Raw genomic sequence first — 17891 nt, forward strand, 5'->3', positions numbered from 1 at the left:
TTTAACTCCAATGATCCAATTCCTCTTTTAAGGCGGGGAGCAGCTGATCCTCCGGAAGCTTTTTTATAATCTCTCCGTGTTTGATCAGCAGGCCCTCTCCGATGCCTCCCGCTACTCCCAGATCCGCTTCTTTTGCTTCTCCGGGACCGTTTACCACGCAGCCCATGACTGCCACCTTAATATCCAGCGGATAATCTTCCACCAGCTTTTCCACCCTGGTCGCCAGGTCGATCAGATTGATCTGGGTTCTGCCACAGGTAGGGCAGGATACGACTTCGATGCCGCCCTTTCTGAGTCCCAGGGTACGCAGGATCAGCTTCGCGGACTTGATCTCCTCCACAGGGTCTCCGGTCAGGGATACACGGATCGTGTCCCCGATGCCCTGGCTTAAGATCAGGGACAGACCAATGGCAGATTTAATATTGCCGCTGTTGACTGTACCGGACTCGGTAATGCCCACATGCAGCGGATATACAGTCTTCCCTGCCAGCAGTTCATGGGCTTTCACGCACATTAATACATCCGAAGACTTGATACTGATGACCAGATTGTCATATCCTAAGTCTTCGATCATGTGCACCTTATCCAGTGCGCTCTCCACAATGCCTTCCGCTGTCACACCACCGTATTTCTCTATTAACGGCTTCTCCAGGGAGCCGCTGTTGACACCGACACGTATGGGGATATTCCGCTCCTTCGCCGCATCCACCACAGCCTTCACCCGCTCCGTACTTCCGATATTGCCGGGGTTGATACGTATCTTGTCCGCACCGTTCTCGATGGCAGCCAGCGCCATACGGTAGTCAAAATGAATATCCGCTACCAGAGGAATATGAATCTGCTTCTTGATCTCACGGATGGCTGCTGCCGCCTCTAAGGTAGGTACCGTACAACGGATGATCTCGCAGCCTGCCTTTTCCAGTCGCAGGATCTGTTCCACCGTAGCTTTCACATCTTCCGTCTTCGTATTGGTCATGGACTGGATGGCGATAGGATTGCCGCCGCCGATCTTACGGTCTCCGATCTGTATGACTTTTGTATGCATTCTGTAAGTATCTTTATCGTTCATAGGGTTACCCTGCCTTTCTTGCGTCTGTATTCTTAACTATACCCCCGATCTAAAACCCTTGTCAATTCGCAGAAGTACCAAAATACCCCGGGGTATTCTGCTTTACATATCCCATCAGTTCCAATTCCATCAGTCTCCGGTGCAACGTGACAATATCTATATATTCTCCTTTCTTCCATGCCTCCTGCAAAATAATCTCCGTCGATTTCGGCACACAATCCAACAATTTGTACACCTGACGCAAAGGCTCCTCCAGCTTTTCTATCCGTTTCCGGCTCTTTCGTCTGCCTCTTATTTTCTGCGCCGGATCCGGCGATGAAAGCTCCTGCTTTTCTTCCCAGTTCCTCATAAATTCCTCCGTAAAGCTCTCCGGTGACAGGAACACCCCCGCCCCCTGTGTCAGTAGGCGGTTACAGCCGTCACTGAGTCTGTCCGTGATTCTGCCGGGAACCACATAAACATCCTTCCCCTGCTCCAGCGCCATATCCACGGTAATTAACGTCCCGCTTTTCTGTCTGGCTTCTATGACGATCAACGCATCCGCCAACCCGCTGACGATACGGTTCCTCGGGGGAAAATATGCCGGCAGTGCCTTTGTCCCCGGCGCATAAGTGGACAACAGACCCCCTTTTTGTATCAGTTCCTCGTACAATTTCCTGTTCTGGCTGGGATAACAGATATCCACTCCGCATCCCAGCACTCCGTAGGATGTCCCTCCTGCCAAAAGCGCTGCCTGCTGGCTGATCCCATCGATTCCCCTTGCCATTCCGCTGATGACCTGTATTCCCTGACTACCGAGGTATCTGCCCAGTTCTTCCGCCACAAAACGTCCGTATTCCGAACACTCTCTGGCTCCGATGACTGCCACCGACGGCTGTTTCTGTTCCGGTAATTTCCCTTTATAAAACAAGCCGTAGGGTGGGTCCGGGATTTCCAGCAGTTTCTGTGGAAATCCCTCTTCCTCCTGTAATACCAGTCCGATCTGTTTTTCTCCTAAGCTGTGATATTCTTCTTCAAGATTACCGCTTTTTTTCTGTCTGTCCATATACTCCACAACAGAATCATTCAATATCTCCCTCCAGCCGGCGGTACCGGCTTCATAGACTCCCTGCGGGTCCCCGAATCTGCTTAGCAACTGACCGGCTCTTACCCCGCCGATCATGGGAATACTGCATATAAAATAAGCATACATTCTCTCCGTCTCTGTCATCTCCGGCTCTCCCTTCTATCCCCAGTACTCTCCGGAGGGGCGATAGCAGGCTGCCTCCAGAAGATGTTCTTTTGCAATGTTTTCCTGTTCCTCCAGATCGGCAATCGTTCTGGCGGTCTTCAAAATCCGATGATATGCCCTGGCGCTCAGTTCCAACGTATGGTACAGCTGTTCCATGACATTTTTCTCCGTTTCTCCCAGACTACAATAATGATCCACATCTGCCGATGATACATCCCCATTGAAGCGATACTCTGTTCCCGCATACCTCTTCTCCTGCATTTTTCTGGCTCTTTCGATTCTCTCCCGCATCTGTTCACTGCTTTCTCCTGTGATTTTTGTCTGTAAATGCAAAATATCCACCGGTTGCAGTTCCACGCACAGATCAATACGGTCCAATAGCGGTCCCGATACTTTTCCGAGATATTTTTCTATCTGCGGCTGTGTGCAGCGGCATTTGTTCCGATCCGGATAATATCCGCAGGGACAGGGGTTCATGGCAGCCACCAGCATAAAATCCGACGGAAAAGTTACCACTCCCGACGCCCTGGCAATCTGTACCCTGCGTTCTTCCAACGGTTGCCGCATACTGTCCAGCACCGTCCGCTGAAATTCAGGAAGCTCGTCCAAAAACAACACGCCCCGATGTGCCAGAGATACCATTCCGGGTCTGGGATAGGCATTTCCGCCGCCGATCAGTGCCGCTGCAGTGACTGTATGGTGAGGTGCGTAAAAAGGTCTCTCCGTGATCAGCGCCTGTTCCGGAGTAAGTAACCCCGCCACACTGTAAATACTGGTTACCTCCAGACTCTCCTCCAGTGTAAGGGACGGTAATATCCCCGGAATTCTCCCGGCAATCATGGATTTTCCCACCCCCGGCGGTCCCATCATCAGCAGGTTATGGAATCCCGCTGCCGCGATCATTGCACCTCTCCTGGCACTCTCCTGCCCCGACACCTCTTTAAAGTCTCCTCTTCTGTCTGCTTTCTTTTTCTGTAACAGTTCTTCTGCCCGGATTCTGGGTTTGTATATTTTTTCATTTTCCGCATCCGGATGCAGCAGAGCCATAATAAGCTCTCCCAGTTCCCCGACACCCCATACCGTAATCCCCGGGATCACCGCTGCCTCCAATGCGTTTTCCCGGGGAACGATCACTCTGCCGATTCCCTTGTCTGCTGCTTCCCGAACAATAGGCAGCACTCCTTTAACTCTTTTGATCTCACCGTTCAGTCCCAGTTCTCCCAAAAACAGCGTATCCCGTACCGCCTCCTCCGTGAGAAGCTCCATATCTTTTAACAAGCCTACAGCAATAGGCAGATCAAATGCCGTTCCGTCCTTGCGCCTGCCTGCCGGTGCAAGATTCACTGTTATATGGCAGGGCGGAATCTGAAACCCCGAATTTTTCATGGCGACACACACTCTCTCCCGGGATTCTCTCACCTCACTCCCCAAAGAACCCACCATCTGAAAAGAGGGCAATCCCCCAGCCAGATCCACCTCCACGCGGACCAGGTACGCTTGCAATCCGCAGACTGCACCGGAATCAATTGTCGAAAACATAAACTACCTCCTTGTATATAAATTTTGTGATAAAAATTGGGTAACCAACGAAATGCAGAAACTCTGCGAAATGCCCGATGGGCAATAAAAGAATTTTGTATTAGAAATTTTCCTTGGAAATTAGCTTTTCGAAATTTGATTTCCGCAACGATTCAGAGCCTGTTCTCATTCCTATGAAGCGGGACTCTGAATCGTTAACGGTGATTATCATTTTATGATCCTCAGGATCAGATCTTATTTTCCATGTTGTCCGGATCCTGTGCGAACTGGATGGCATGCTCTCTGTCGATCTTGCCTTCAAAATACAATTGGACAATTGCCTCGTCCATGGTGATCATCCCCAGCTTGCGGTTGGTCTGCATGACACTTGCCAGCTGATGGGACTTTCCCTCACGGATCAGATTGCGTACTGCATGGTTCGCATGCATGACCTCAAACGCCGCTACACGATGTTTTCCGTCTGCCGTAGGTATCAGCTGCTGGGAAATAACGGCTTCCAGTGTATTGGACAGCTGTACCCGGATCTGTTGCTGCTGGTGCGGCGGGAATACATCAATGACACGGTCTACCGTGCTGGCTGCACCGATGGTATGCAATGTTGACAATACCAGATGTCCCGTCTCCGCCGCGGTGATCGCTACACTGATCGTCTCAAAATCACGCATTTCTCCCACGAGGATAACATCCGGATCTTCACGGAGAGCTGCCCTTAAGGCATTGGCATAATTGTTGGAATCAATACCGATCTCACGCTGATTGACCATGGACATTTTATGCTGGTGCAGGTACTCGATGGGGTCCTCCAGGGTAATCACGTGAGCATCCCTGTTATTATTGATCTTATCTATAATGGCAGCAAGTGTGGTAGATTTACCGCTTCCGGTAGGACCGGTGACCAACACCAGTCCACGTTTGCGCTGATACAGATCAATCACCGATTCCGGTACTCCCAGTTCCTCCGGTGAAGGTACCTTGGTTCCCACCAGACGGAATGCCAGGGCAACAGATCCCCTTTGTTTATACGCATTGACACGATAACGTCCACAGTTCGGAATAGAGAACGACATATCATATTCTCCCCGTTCCTCAAAACGCTCCCTCTGCACTTCTGTCATGATGTTGACCAGCACCTCCAGGGTATCCGCAGGCAGCATTTTGGGATAATCCATCGTGATCAGATTACCGTTCACCCGCATTTTGGGAGGAATACCTACCGTAAGATGCACATCACTTGCTCCGGCTTCTTTGGCAGCTCTGAGTATTTCTTCGATTGTCGGCATATTTTTTCCTCATTTCTTATTTCTTCAGTATATATCTGTTATCCATTGTCTTCATGACATCAACGATCTGTATATCCTCATTCTGTGGCAAAGCAAGATTCAAAATACTGTTGTCACGGAAGCTTACCACTGTGGGACGCAGCACATTCTCTTCATTTTCACTCAAAACAAGCGCCTTTTCTCCGGTACTGAGTTCTACGCTTGCCCCGGGCGGCAGAATATTAATGGATCTTAATAATGCCTGCACCGTCTCCGGGTCGTACACTTCCGGATGTTCCAGCAGTTCCTGGGCTGCCTTCACTTCTGACTGGGCCGTTCCCTGCAGTGTCATCGCGGTAATCTCATCATAGCGGTTCGCCACCAGCAATACATTGGATCCCTCCAGCATTTTATATCTGCTTTCTTTTCCTTCTTCCGGGAAGAGATCCAGCTGCTTTCCCGCCGCCTGCTGGCAGATCCGGCGTATAGCGGGTCCCTCCGTCGCAAATGCATCTTCGATCACGCTGTAAGCCTCTTCCTGGGTCTCACAATTTCTGATCGCGTCTTCTCTGGAATAAGGAGCTCCGAAATATACATCCTCATGTTTTTTCAGTTTTCCCATATCATGAAGAAGGGCCGCACATACGGTATGATACTGTTCCTCTCTTCGAATATTCATTACATGGGTAATCATGGCACAGAGTATTGCCACATTCAGGGAATGTCTGGAAACATAATCTTCCAGGCTTCTCAGATTCTGATAAAAATTAATCTTCTCATCCAAATGTCCGTAGTTGCGGATCACCATATCCGCAATCGTCTGGATCCTGCTCTGTTTTCTGGTCTTCAGAATGCGATCCAGCTCTTCTTCGATCGCACTGACCGCCTTGATCTGGAACCGCTCAAATTCCAGATCCTCCTGCGTCATGGGAGGTAGCGGTTCCGCAGGCTCTAAAACATAGACACCGATCAGACCGAAATTGCGTATGCTCTCTATTGCCTGTACCGACAAAAGAGAATTCCTGTCAAACAAAAGAATACTTTTCTTATTATATATAGGTCTGGCAAGACGCATTCCCGTCTTTAATTCTTCCGTTTTCACAAAATGCATCCCCGATATTCCCCCCTCTTATCCAAACGTACTTACAAAAATAAATATATCACAGTGTCTAATAATTGACAAGATTGTGTTTAGTCTTCCCGAAGCTTAGATGCAAGCTTATGCAGCGCTCTTTTTTCCATACGGGACACATAGCTTCTGGAGATTCCAAGAATATCTCCGACCTCCTGCTGCGTATGTTCTTTCTGCCCCCGCAGGCCGTAACGCATTACAAGAATCCGGTATTCTCTGTCTGACAGGCAGTGATCAAGGGCCGAAAACAGGCGTCTGATATTTCTTCCGAGCTCCATATCCTCCACGATATCCTTCTGTTTCTCTTCGATCACATCCAGGAGGTGAATAGCATTGCCTTCCTTATCCTGACCGATCGGTTCATATAGAGATACTTCCCTGGACAGCTTTTTACGGCTTCGCAGCATCATCAGAAGTTCATTATCGATACAACGACAGGCATACGTAGCCAGCCTGCCTTTTCCGGAATCGAAAGAATTCACTGCTTTGATCAGTCCGATACATCCGATGGAGATCAGGTCCTCCATATCCTCTTCCACATTCTGGTATTTTTTGGCGATATGCGCCACCAGGCGTAAATTCCTCTCCACCAGAATTTCTTTCGCCTGTATGGCTTCTTCCACGGTACCTTCCCTGAGTAAACGGATATAATAAGCTTCTTCTCCTGCGGTTAAGGGTTGCTGAAAGGTCTTCAAAAAGCACCTCCGTGGACAGTTGCTTATGTTATTTTATGTGTTGTTCTGTCCACAAGTGCCTGTCAGTCCTCACAGACCTCAGAATAAAAACTGTGCCATCACATAATTGCTTACATCCAGTCCCTTTTCCGTAAGTGCCAGAAATCTCTCCCCTGACTCCTCTGTGTATTCCCGGAGTAAGCCGTCTGCAATATTCTGCGTGATCACCGGTCCATATACCTCGGGAAGACTTCTGCCATACTGTTTTTCAAACTGTTCATAGGAGATTCCCCGGATCAGACGCAGTCCCAAAAACATGGTCTCCTCCATCTGCTCCTGCTCCGTAAGCACCTGTTCTTCTTCCCGGCAATCCTGCGGATTCTCCAAATATGTGATAAGATCCCGCCCATTCTGGAATCTCACATTATCAACCAGCGATGCCGCGCCAATGCCGAAGCCCAGATAATCCCTGCGGATCCAGTAACCGACATTATGAAGGCACTCATACCCATCCCTGGCATAATTGGATATCTCATAACGATGAAATCCATATTTTGCCAGTATCTCCCTGGTCTCCTCATACATTGCCCGCTCCGTATCTTCCTCCGGCAGCTGTAATTCTCCCCGCTCCGCCATCCTCGCAAAAGGGGTTCCCTCCTCCACGATCAGACTATATGCCGAAACATGCTGTGGCATAGGCCGGAGTGCCAATAGTTTCCCCAGGGTATCCCGTAGACTTTCAAGCGTCTGTCCCGGCAATCCGCTCATAACATCCACATTGATATTCGTATATCCTGCCTGCACCGCTGCTTCATATGCTTCAAGAAATCTGGCAAAATCATGGATCCTGCCGAGTTCACGTAGTTCTTCATCCTGTGCAGACTGCATTCCGATGCTCAGGCGATTGATCCCTGCTTTACGAAAGGTACGTAACTTTTCCTCTGACACGGTTCCCGGATTTACTTCCGTCGTGATCTCTGCCGCCGGATCCAGGGAAAAATGCCGTCTGATACACGCCATCAGCTTCCCCATCTGCTCTCCGGTAAGCCGCGACGGCGTTCCTCCACCAATAAACACTGACACCACTCTGCGATCCCGATATTTACCGGACTTCCCTTCGATTTCGGCAAAAAGTGCAGCCATATAGGACTCTACCGTCTGCTCCGTAGCAGGAGCAGACAGAAAGTCACAATAGCTGCACTTTTTTATGCAAAAGGGAATATGAATATATATTTCCAGTTCCTTCTGATTCATATTACTCCTTCAATAAATTATGGTTAATTCTTGTCATCCAGTTTCAAAACGCTCATAAATGCTTTCTGCGGGATCTCTACGTTACCGAACTGCCGCATACGCTTTTTACCCTCTTTCTGCTTCTCCAGCAGCTTTTTCTTACGGGTAATATCACCGCCGTAGCATTTTGCCAGCACATCCTTACGCATAGCCTTTACGGTCTCTCTGGCGATCACCTTGCCGCCGATAGCTGCCTGAATGGGAATCTCGAAGAGGTGTCTCGGAATCTCATCCTTTAATTTCTCACACATCTTACGGCCTCTCTCATAGGCGGAGTCCGCACAGACAATGAAGGACAGTGCATCCACTTCCTCGCGGTTGATCAGAATGTCCAGCTTCACCAGATTGGATCTCTCATAACCCTTCAGATCATAATCAAAAGAAGCATAACCGCGGGAGCGGGATTTCAGTGCATCAAAGAAATCGTAAATAATCTCGTTCAAAGGCAATTCGTATTTTAACAATGCTCTGGTGCCTTCGATATATTCCATGCCAAGATACTTGCCGCGACGCTCCTGGCACAATTCCATAATAGATCCGATAAATTCAGAGGTTACCATAATCTCCGCATTTACCACAGGCTCCTCCATGTATTCGATCTCGGAAGGATCCGGCAGATTGGACGGATTGGTCAGTTCGATCACTTCCCCATTGGTCTTGTGTACCTTATAGACTACTCCGGGAGCAGTGGTCACCAGATCAAGATTATACTCTCGTTCCAGACGCTCCTGAATAATCTCCAAATGCAACAGTCCCAGGAATCCGCAGCGGAAACCAAATCCCAATGCCACGGAGGTCTCCGGTTCATAAAACAGGGACGCATCGTTTAACTGTAATTTTTCCAGGGCATCTCTCAGATCTGGGTATTTGGAGCCGTCTGCGGGATACAGACCGCAATACACCATGGACTGGACTTTTTTATAACCGGGCAGGGGCACTGCACAGGGATTGTTATCGTCTGTCACCGTATCACCCACTGCGGTATCTTTTACATTTTTAATGGAAGCGGTAATATAACCTACCATTCCCGCGGAAAGCTCTTCGCAGGGAATAAACTGACCGGCGCCGAAGTATCCGACCTCCACTACTTCCTCCCTGGCTCCGGTAGCCATCATGCGGATGACAGTGCCCTTTTTCACGGTACCTTCCATGACACGGCAGAAGATAATGACACCCTTGTAGGAATCATACACGGAATCAAATATCAGCGCCTGTAGAGGATTCGTTGGATCGCCCTTTGGTGCGGGAATTTTCTTCACGATCTGCTCTAACACTTCCTCAATGCCGATACCGTTTTTTGCGGATATCAGCGGTGCATCCTGTGCCTCGATGCCGATAACATCCTCGATCTCCTCAATCACTCTCTGGGGATCCGCACTGGGCAGGTCGATCTTATTGATGACCGGGAAGACATCCAGGTCATGATCCAGTGCCAGATAGACATTCGCCAGTGTCTGTGCCTCAATGCCCTGTGCCGCATCCACCACCAGGATCGCGCCGTCGCAGGCCGCCAGAGAACGGCTGACTTCGTAGTTAAAGTCCACATGTCCCGGAGTATCGATCAAGTTAAAGATATACTCTTCTCCGTCCTGCGCCTGATATACCGTGCGTACTGCCTGTGCCTTGATGGTGATGCCACGCTCTCTCTCCAGATCCATATTATCCAGAACCTGTGCCTGCATTTCTCTGCTGGTCAGCAGACCGGTCTTCTCAATAATGCGGTCTGCCAAAGTGGATTTTCCATGATCTATATGTGCCACAATACAAAAATTGCGGATCTTGCTCTGATCTATCGCTGTCATACTACTCTCCATTCCTGACATATTCTTGCATCTAACGATTGTAGCATAAAATCCGCATTCTTGTCTATGTTTTTGCTTCGATTCGTAAATCAGATCATTCCCCTCCAAGGACCATATCCAAAATATGTGCCAGCGGATCACAGGCATTGATGGCTTCCTCATATGTATTATTCTGCGCTCCCAGTTCCACCAGAAGCGTCCTGGGGCACAGATGCATATTGTATCTGTATCCCTTCAAATAGATTCTGCGGGTCAGACCCGGGTAATACTCCGCTGCCTTCAGTTGCATCTGAAAAGAAAATGCCAGATTTGCCTCCTGATTCTCATTCCGGAGATAATCGATATCTCCTGTCTTGCGCGTGCGGCTGAGTCCGTTAAAGAACATAAATTTAGCGGTGGGTCTGCCCTGCAGTTCCGTCACCAGTCTGGTGTCCTGCGCCACTTCATCTCTGTGCAGATCTATCACCACCTGAATGGACGGATTCTTTGCAAGTAGCTGTTCCACTTCCGGAAGCGCCCTGGAATAAGCATTGTCTCTGGTTTCCACATCATACTGTCCGGTATGATGAAGTACCCGGTAGCCGTATTGTTCCGTAAGCACCTGTGTCAGATATTCTCCCACTCCCACAATGCCTGTGTTCACATCTCCCGGCACAGAATCTGCAAATGCCTCCTGGGAATGGGTGTGATAGATCAGGATCTGTGGACCTTCTCCCTCCTGTTTCGCCATGGTCATATCGATTTCCATAAACTTATCCACGGATAGTTGATCGCTTCCTATCATGGTATTGGCATCTATTGCATAAAAATTTCCTACCAGTGATTCGTAGTCCTTTAACTGTGCAAGGTCAATCTGCATCTGTCTGCCGGCCGGAACAAATTCTCCGCCGGCTGTTGCGGAAGTACTCTCCGCCGGTTCCGCCACCTCCTGTGTTTCCTTTCCACTGGATTGCGGAAGAATTCCATCTGCTCCCAACAATTCTTCCGTTGTCAATGTATGCCACGTAGACTCATCCTCCGGCGGCTGTGTCCGCGTTTCCCGAATATCTCCGTATCCCAGCAGGGGCACCAGTCCCTGTACCGACTGTTCCAACAATATTCCCGTGCTGTCTTCAGAGGCTGCAACCGCCTGAAAATACCCAACGATCGGATAAGCATCCGTTCCGTTTCCGGCCGTCAGCAAAATTCCGCTTCCGACCATAAGGAGCAACGCCGTACGATGCATGTTCCTTTGACTCATTTTTACTGCCGCCACTCCCCTTCCCATACGTTCTCCCCTATATATATGCCGGCACGTTTTCTTTGATTCGTTATACCACAAATGATTTTTCCATGGCTATATTGATTCCTTCGGACACAGTATAGCTGACCCTCTTCACTACAGAATCAATATCTTTTCCCGTCATATACATATTGTTCAGTTCCGCAAATGCCATTCTATGCTGTCCCATATATTTCACCGCATCAAATTCCTTCTCGCCACTCATCAGTTTTTCCAGGGCATCCCCTACAATGGTAGCTGCATCCACTACCGTAGGAATTCCTATAGCTATCACCGGCACTCCCAGTGTTTCCTGTGTCAGTGCATTACGATGATTTCCCACACCGGAGCCCGGCTGGATCCCGGTATTGGTAATCTGGATCGTTCGGTTCAGTCTTCTGGTACTGCGGGCAGCCAGCGCATCCACAACGATCAGTACATCCGGTCCGGTCTCTTTTACAACTCCGCTTATGATTTCCGCTGTCTCCATGCCGGTCTTGGCCATGACTCCCGGCTCAATGCTGCTGACAAGATTCATCCGGGTGCAGTTATATGCTGCCTTACCATAATTTTTCACTACATGTCTGGTGATCAGGAGGTTATCTACCACCTGAGGTCCCAGTGCATCCGCAGTCACTTCTCTGTTGCCCAGGCCCACCACCAGTACCGACTGTTCTTCCTGTTCCTGCGGCATCATTTTCAGAAGTTCTTCCGCCAGTGCTTCTGAAATCTCCCGATGATAATCATCATCCGGCTCCACCATCGCCGGAGCCTCCATCGTCACATAGACTCCCATGGGTTTTCCCAGCATTTTCTCTGCATTTTTCGTATCGATCGTAACCTTAGTGATACGAAGATCCGCCTCTTCCTCGTAGTGTTCTTCCACCGACACACCCCGTAATTTACTTTCTTCCTCGTTGACGCTTTCTCTTGCCTCCAGGGCAAGGTCCGTTCTGATCTGAAAATTATCCATTTTACACTCTCTGCCTGCCTTTCTTGGCAATATATTTTTTACAAAAAAACGCAAAATATGTATTGACAAAAGGCGGCAGATTGTCTAAACTACAATAGTATGTTTACGTTAGTCTTCCGTGTCTGGCTAAAGTGAAACATTTCTTGTAAATTATAATTTTATTGTATACATTATGGAGGTGTACGACTTGGCTAACATTAAATCTGCAAAAAAGAGAATTTTAGTATCCCGCACAAGAGCTGACAGAAACAAAGCTATCCGTTCCGGCGTTAAGACCGCTATCAAGAAGGTATACGCCGCAGTTGAGTCCGGCGACAAGGAAGCTGCAAAGGCTGAACTGACCGCTGCTACCAAGACCATCGAGATGGCTGCTTCTAAGGGCGTTTACCACAAGAACAACGTGGCAAGAAAGATTTCCCGTCTGAGCAAAGCTGTTAACGGAATGGCTTAATTTTTCTTGAACTGATACAGAATTTAAGGCATACAAAAAGCACCTATACCGTCATGTAGGTGCTTTTATTGTGCAATTTAATATGTGCGGGCGATAAGCCCGCACATATTTGTTATCTTCTGTGTCCACCGCCACCATGGCTGACACCGCTGCTACTTCTGTGGCTTCCGCCATGACCTCCGCTGCGGTGGCTGCTTCCTCCGCTGCTACTGCTGGTCTCGATTCTTCTGGTAACCACATTCTTACGCAGATACTGATCTCTGGTATCGTTGATCTTTGGCTTTTTACCGTCGACATACTGGTTTGTTGCGGTAGTATCCTTCGCTTTGTTCTGATGCAGGTTCACCGCTGCATAGATCAGAGCGACCACAAGTCCTACCAGGATCCAGGGAGCAAATGTCATAGGCATGCTTTCCTGGCTCTCCTCCATGGTCCGGGTCACATAACTGATACAATTCTTATATGCTCTGTAGGGGCTTTCGTCTATGTAGTCATCCACTGCATACAATGCCTGGTCGATCTCATAATCACCAAAATAATCATAGACATTTCCGCAGGTGGACAGCCAGCTTCCCTTCTGTCCCTCATAGGAATTATCCAGAAGCAGAACGCCGTTGCCATGTACCTTGTTATAGCCGTAATTATTGTAATCATAGAAGTTATCTGCCAGATCTCTCATAGCAGTGCTCCAGTCGGTGCTGCCGACCTCCTTCGCATGAAATGCCTCCGGAAGATCCGGATCCTGCAGATCATATTCTACCGATTCGGAGATTGTTACGATGACGATATCTGCCTGAATCTTCTCCTCACACTCCGCAATATATTCCCGCAGACTCTGCTCCTCTTCCTCCGTCAACATATCCGCATAGTCATATACACGCTCTGTGGGCTCCTGACCGTTGCCCCGTACGGGCTTAGGCGTAAGTGCATGAACAACTGCCGCTCCGATAGTGATCACTGCCAATATTCCGGCAATGATAAACCATATTTTAAAATATTTGAAGTACTGTCTCAGTGCTTCTCTCTTAATATCTTTTTCCATTGTCCCGTTATCCTTCCCTCATAATCTCTACAGCAGACTGGCAATCGCATTTACCATGCATAAAATTGCCGCCAGTGTCACACCAAGTGTTCCTGCGTAAGCCCACACCTTTGCTTTGGAAATCGGTGCGGTACCTACCAGTTTACCGGTCTGTCCGTTCACATAGAAAGGATACTCTTTCCCTTTATAGGTATAATCATACTTCCATACCGGCAGAAGTCCATAATTTACCTCACTGCCTGTTACGCTGATATTTTCTCCCAGTTTGCGGACGCTGGAATAACCGGAATAGCTGTCATGCAGCATCTTCTGCGCATCTTCCTGCATCTTCGCCTTCGCCCGGCTCTCCACCAGATCGGAGGTCATATTGTAACGCTCACTGTAAAATCCGGACAGGTACTCCGGTTTGAACTCCTGAAGTTCCTTATAATCAAAAGGCTCCATCAGATCCATGACATCATCCGGCATTCCGATGGATGCATCCACCGGAATATTGTCAAAATTAATATCCATATCCCGGACAATATCGTAATAAGAAGTCTCGGTATATTGGGTATTACCGGTAGTCCAGCTACGCACCTTGGTACCTTCTCCGTGGAATGTACAATTGGTATCATAATCATAAAACCAGAATGGTACATAATCACCGTGGATACCATTCAGTCTCACCTCAGACAGAAAATCTGTCGGTGCAAAAATACATTTTTCAAATTTATCACGAATCAGCTTTTTGCAGCCTTCCTTACCCATACGGAACGGTATCAGCATATGCGGTGTATAGCTTCCGGCTATCTGATCGTCTACGATCACATAGTTGTCGCAGTAGGGGCACTGAGTTGCGGAGGTACTCGCTGTCATTGGTATTTCACCACCACAGTTTGGACATACCTTATTCACCTTTTTCAGGGCTTCCCCTTCGGCTGCCGACAGCTTTCCTTCCGGTTGATCTGCTCCTGCTGCCTGGGACGCTTCCGACGCAATACTGTTTTCGTCACCGCTCGTCTCGATCACGCCATCCTGGCGTTCTTCACTGTCCTCGCTCTCACAGAAAGGACAGAACATTTTCTTTCTCTCCGGGCTGTAGACCACATTACCGCCACAGTTTTTACACTTAAAGATCATCTTACCCCTCGTCTTCTGCCTTTTACGACATTTTTCTTAATGGAACTTCCTATATCTTACCATACATTCTGACGTATTTCCATATGCTAAAATTGCACTTAATCTTTTCTTATCGTTCGCTCCCCTGCTATCTCACGCTTTCATCAGCTCCGCATAATCTTCCGGCAGAAAACGGTGATAGATCACATGACACCCTTCGTCACGAAAGCAATAGCAATAAGGGTCCCCCATCCCTTCCGGGAAACGGATCATAACATCAAAATCCTCACCCTGCATCTCTTCCACATAAATATTCTCGGAGTGACTTAAAAATAACCGTCGTATATCCTCGAGCTTACAATCATGTTCACCGATCAGCCGGATCAATTCATAGATAAATCCTGTCTCCGCAAAATGCTCATGGACATAAGCACTGCCCTCCTCCGGAATACAGAGACAGAAGCGGTCTCCTCTGCGGGTAACATCAAGGTTTCCAAGCTTCCGCGTCATACTCTCCGGCTGTCCGGCAAGTGTGATTTCCATCTGTTCGGCCGTATCTTCAGTATCCAGTAAATGATTCAATGTAGTTAAAGGATAATACAGGCGGATTTTCTCTCTGCGAAACCCTAACTTAGCCTGTTCCTCCTGGATCACATCCATAAGATTTTTCTCTAATTTATCAAAAGTCATATGCTATTTCCTTATAAAAATTTGTCCAGTTCCGTCTCTACGATCTGCTTTTTCTTCACCTTCGGGGAACGGAGCACTTTCCCCTGCGACACAACCATATCCACATTACGAAGTGCCCTTATGTCCTCCAAAGGATTCTTCTCCACCACGATCATATCCGCGCATTTACCGGGGTCCAGTGTACCGGTGATATCTCCGATGCCTGCCATTTCGGCGCCCCGGCAGGTAGCGGTGTACAGTGCAAAAGTATTGGAGACTCCCACATACTTGTGGAAGTAGTATAATTCTCTCCAGAAATCATACTGGGTGATCCAGGGGCATCCCACATCATTGCCCAGTACCACAGGAATATCGTTGGCGATCGCCGCCTTCGCACAGTCAATGATACCTTCAAATACCACATTGCCGTTAAACTGTTCCACTTCGGAAGCATTAGTAATGGAACGATCGAACAGTGCATAAGGAAGCGCCGGAGACAATGTAGTACACAGAAATGCATTGTGTTCCTTAAAAAGCGCTATCATCTCTTCGTCCGCTTTTGCACCGTGTTCGATAGAGTCTACCCCATTCTGCAGAGCAACTTTTACCCCCTTAGGAGACTCCACATGAGCCGCTACCTTATATCCCATGGCATGCGCTTTATCGCAGACTGCCTTTACCATTTCGGGAGCCATTTTTAATTCACCGGGCACCCCTTTTTCTTTCGCATCCAGTACGCCGCCGGTGATCATGAGTTTTACCAGATCCACCTTCTGTGCTTTGGCAATTTCCAAATGCTGCAAAGCTTCTTCGATGCTGCCTGCCGCGATTGCCACGGAGCCGGCCATATGTCCGCCGGGGACAGAGATGCCTTCGTTCGCTGCGAGGATTCTGGGCCCTGGCTTTTTGCCTGCGGCAATGTCATCCCGCAGTCTGGTATCAAAATCTCCCAGGCCTCCCACGGTACGGATCGTGGTCACACCACTGTACAGCTCGTCTTTGGCAAAGCCACAGACCATGTGATAGGCGATCGCTTTGGTCAGACCATTGCTCATGATCTTTTTCACCAACGCTTCATTGTCTCTCTGCTTCTTCTGCGGCTTTCCGTTACCCGCCAGATGTACATGCATATTGATCAGTCCGGGCAGGATATATTTTCCCTGCAGGTCGATCTCTTCATACCCGGAAGCCTTCAGGTTTCGTTTCCCGGCTTCTTCCGCTGGCAGAATCTCTGTAATCCTCTCATTTTCCACCAGAATGACCTGCCCCTCCTGTACCTGCATGTCTTTTGTACCGTTTAAGATTTTTCCATTTGTAAATACATATTTCATAAAGCGTTCCCTGCCTTTCCATGTGTCTCAGACTTCCAGATACTGAAATTATACCGTATTAATCCCCAGCCGCAACCACATTCATTTTAATCTATCTGCCGTAATCTACGTAAGAAAATGGCATAACCCGCCATTCCTGATGATAGTTTAGTGATAGAAAAAGGTGATACTTATTAGATTATATAACATAACAAAAGAGGATTCCATTGTTGGCTTTCAACAAAGAATCCTCTTTTTTCAAGGGTTTTGAGCCCTTATTTTTTGTGCAATTGTTCTATTACTTATAGTTTACGATCTGTCCGAAGTCAGCCTTCAGGGAAGCGCCACCTACCAGACCACCGTCGATGTCAGCCTGTGCAAACAGTTCGGGAGCGCTGGAAGCAGATACGGATCCGCCGTACTGGATACGGATAGTTGCTGCGGTTGCATCATCATAGATCTCAGCGATGCACTCACGGATTGCCTTACATACTTCCTGTGCCTGCTCGGTAGTAGCTACTTTGCCGGTACCGATCGCCCAGATGGGCTCGTATGCGATCACAGCGGTTGCTGCCTGTGCGGCAGTTACATTCAGGAATGCGATCTTGATCTGCTGACGGATGAAGTCGATGGTAACGCCCTGCTCTCTCTGCGTCAAAGTCTCACCACAGCAGATGATGGGAGTAATGCCATGTTCGAAAGCCTTGAGGACTTTCTTGTTCACGGTCTCATCAGTCTCTGCAAAGTACTCTCTTCTCTCGGAGTGACCGATGATCACATACTTCACACCTGCATCATCTAACATTGCGGGAGAAATCTCGCCGGTGAAAGCACCCTTCTCCTCGAAGTACATATTCTCGGCACCAATCATGATATTGGAACCTTTTGCTGCCTCCATAGCGGGAATGATGTCGATTGCGGGAACGCACAGCAGTACGTCTACTTCATCATTTGCTACGAGGGGCTTTAAAGTATTGATCAGTTCTACTGCCTGGCTGGGAGTCATGTTCATCTTCCAGTTGCCGGCAATGATCTTCTTTCTTGCCATAACCATACACCTCTTATTTTTTATCGTTCTTATCGTA

Annotated in this window: 16 protein-coding genes; 1 reads left to right on the forward strand and 15 read right to left on the reverse strand. The window is 48.4% G+C overall.

Annotated elements, in window-relative coordinates; translation table 11 throughout:
* Position 1: 1 nt before the first annotated feature.
* The 10 genes from ispG to gpr all read right to left on the reverse strand — a co-directional run bounded on the left by ispG (position 2) and on the right by gpr (position 12233).
* Positions 2–1069: a flavodoxin-dependent (E)-4-hydroxy-3-methylbut-2-enyl-diphosphate synthase gene (gene ispG / locus H9Q77_RS09570; RefSeq protein WP_118550910.1), complete on the reverse strand. Its 1068-nt coding sequence runs from the start codon at positions 1067–1069 to the stop codon at positions 2–4.
* Positions 1070–1130: 61 nt separating this feature from the next.
* Positions 1131–2279 (reverse strand): DNA-processing protein DprA, encoded by a 1149-nt coding sequence (gene dprA, locus H9Q77_RS09575; protein ID WP_249325326.1) that lies wholly within the window; start codon positions 2277–2279, stop codon positions 1131–1133.
* 15 nt (positions 2280–2294) lie between these two features.
* Positions 2295–3839, reverse strand: coding sequence for a YifB family Mg chelatase-like AAA ATPase (locus tag H9Q77_RS09580; RefSeq protein WP_118550908.1), 1545 nt, complete (start codon positions 3837–3839; stop codon positions 2295–2297).
* Positions 3840–4066: 227 nt separating this feature from the next.
* Positions 4067–5119: a type IV pilus twitching motility protein PilT gene (locus H9Q77_RS09585; protein WP_118546095.1), complete on the reverse strand. Its 1053-nt coding sequence runs from the start codon at positions 5117–5119 to the stop codon at positions 4067–4069.
* 16 nt (positions 5120–5135) lie between these two features.
* Positions 5136–6209, reverse strand: coding sequence for an HD domain-containing protein (locus H9Q77_RS09590; protein ID WP_118546093.1), 1074 nt, complete (start codon positions 6207–6209; stop codon positions 5136–5138).
* Between the two features lie 80 nt (positions 6210–6289).
* Positions 6290–6925: an RNA polymerase sporulation sigma factor SigK gene (gene sigK, locus H9Q77_RS09595; RefSeq protein WP_022154131.1), complete on the reverse strand. Its 636-nt coding sequence runs from the start codon at positions 6923–6925 to the stop codon at positions 6290–6292.
* Positions 6926–7003: 78 nt separating this feature from the next.
* On the reverse strand, positions 7004–8158 hold the full coding sequence (gene hemW / locus H9Q77_RS09600; RefSeq protein WP_118546091.1) for a radical SAM family heme chaperone HemW: 1155 nt from the start codon (positions 8156–8158) through the stop codon (positions 7004–7006).
* Positions 8159–8181: 23 nt separating this feature from the next.
* Positions 8182–9999, reverse strand: a complete 1818-nt coding sequence (gene lepA, locus H9Q77_RS09605; protein ID WP_022154133.1) for a translation elongation factor 4 — start codon at positions 9997–9999, stop codon at positions 8182–8184.
* Between the two features lie 94 nt (positions 10000–10093).
* Positions 10094–11266, reverse strand: coding sequence for a stage II sporulation protein P (gene spoIIP, locus H9Q77_RS09610; RefSeq protein ID WP_118546089.1), 1173 nt, complete (start codon positions 11264–11266; stop codon positions 10094–10096).
* Positions 11267–11309: 43 nt separating this feature from the next.
* On the reverse strand, positions 11310–12233 hold the full coding sequence (gene gpr, locus H9Q77_RS09615; protein ID WP_022154135.1) for a GPR endopeptidase: 924 nt from the start codon (positions 12231–12233) through the stop codon (positions 11310–11312).
* 172 nt (positions 12234–12405) lie between these two features.
* Between gpr and rpsT the strand changes: the two genes are divergently transcribed.
* Entirely contained in the window at positions 12406–12684 is a 279-nt protein-coding gene (rpsT, locus tag H9Q77_RS09620) for a 30S ribosomal protein S20 (protein WP_205839428.1), read from the forward strand.
* Between the two features lie 112 nt (positions 12685–12796).
* On the opposite strand, the gene H9Q77_RS09625 is transcribed toward rpsT, so the two are convergent.
* The 5 genes from H9Q77_RS09625 to tpiA form a co-directional block, all read right to left on the reverse strand.
* A complete protein-coding gene (locus tag H9Q77_RS09625) occupies positions 12797–13726 on the reverse strand; it encodes a TPM domain-containing protein (RefSeq protein ID WP_118546087.1) in 930 nt (309 codons plus the stop codon).
* 27 nt (positions 13727–13753) lie between these two features.
* Positions 13754–14848: a hypothetical protein gene (locus tag H9Q77_RS09630; RefSeq protein ID WP_118546085.1), complete on the reverse strand. Its 1095-nt coding sequence runs from the start codon at positions 14846–14848 to the stop codon at positions 13754–13756.
* 132 nt (positions 14849–14980) lie between these two features.
* Positions 14981–15517 carry a DUF3877 family protein gene (locus H9Q77_RS09635; RefSeq protein ID WP_022154139.1) on the reverse strand — a complete coding sequence of 179 codons (537 nt, stop codon included), beginning with the start codon at positions 15515–15517 and terminating at the stop codon, positions 14981–14983.
* An 11-nt stretch (positions 15518–15528) separates the two neighbouring features.
* Positions 15529–16827 carry an amidohydrolase family protein gene (locus H9Q77_RS09640; RefSeq protein WP_118546083.1) on the reverse strand — a complete coding sequence of 433 codons (1299 nt, stop codon included), beginning with the start codon at positions 16825–16827 and terminating at the stop codon, positions 15529–15531.
* A 277-nt stretch (positions 16828–17104) separates the two neighbouring features.
* Complete coding sequence (gene tpiA / locus H9Q77_RS09645) at positions 17105–17854, reverse strand: triose-phosphate isomerase (protein ID WP_118546081.1); 750 nt, start codon at positions 17852–17854, stop codon at positions 17105–17107.
* Positions 17855–17891 lie beyond the last annotated feature (37 nt).

It is taken from the genome of Simiaoa sunii (genome assembly GCF_014337175.1).
Taxonomy (GTDB): Bacteria; Bacillota; Clostridia; order Lachnospirales; family Lachnospiraceae; genus Acetatifactor; species Acetatifactor intestinalis.